The 644-nt window shown below is 65.7% G+C and carries 1 protein-coding gene; it reads left to right on the top strand.

Annotation, left to right across the window (positions count from 1 at the left end; all coding sequences use genetic code 11):
* Nucleotides 1-644, top strand: a 644-nt coding sequence (locus tag CTATCC11996_RS13405) for a methyl-accepting chemotaxis protein (RefSeq protein WP_003076962.1), incomplete at both ends; no start/stop codon positions are given.

Here is a 644-nt window from a genome sequence, read left to right as displayed (position 1 = left end):
GAGGAAACCGCAGCCAGCATGGAAGAGCTGACGGCGACCGTCACCCAGTCTGCCGACACTGCGCGTCAGGCCAATCAGCTGGCATCGACCGCCGCCCAGGCGGCCGAGCAAGGCGGCCGGGTGGTGCAGCAGGTGGTGCAGAGCATGGGCCAGATCACCGACAGCAGCCGCAAGATTGCCGACATCATCGGCGTGATTGACTCCATTGCCTTCCAGACCAATATCCTGGCCCTGAATGCGGCCGTCGAGGCGGCACGTGCCGGCGAGCAGGGCCGTGGTTTTGCGGTGGTGGCGGGCGAGGTGCGCAGCCTGGCGCAGCGCAGCGCCGAAGCCGCCAAGGAGATCAAGCAGCTCATCACCACCAGCGTGGACAATGTGCAGTCGGGCTCGCAGCAGGTGGAGCTGGCGGGCCAGAGCATGAGCGAGATCGTGGCCAGCGTGCGCCGCGTCAGCGACCTGATTGGCGAGATCACGGCCTCGTCCACCGAGCAGCGTGACGGCATCAATCAGGTCAATCAGGCGGTGAGCAATCTGGACCAGATGACGCAGCAGAACGCGGCGCTGGTGGAGGAGTCCAGTGCGGCAGCGCTGTCCATGCAGGAGCAGGCACGTCGCCTGGCCGAAGTGGTTTCAGTCTTCAAGCT

Source organism: Comamonas testosteroni ATCC 11996 (assembly GCF_000241525.1).
GTDB lineage: Bacteria > Pseudomonadota > Gammaproteobacteria > Burkholderiales > Burkholderiaceae_C > Comamonas > Comamonas testosteroni.
The sequence above is the reverse complement of the archived record's forward strand: the minus strand, read 5'-3'. Positions and strand labels throughout refer to the sequence as shown.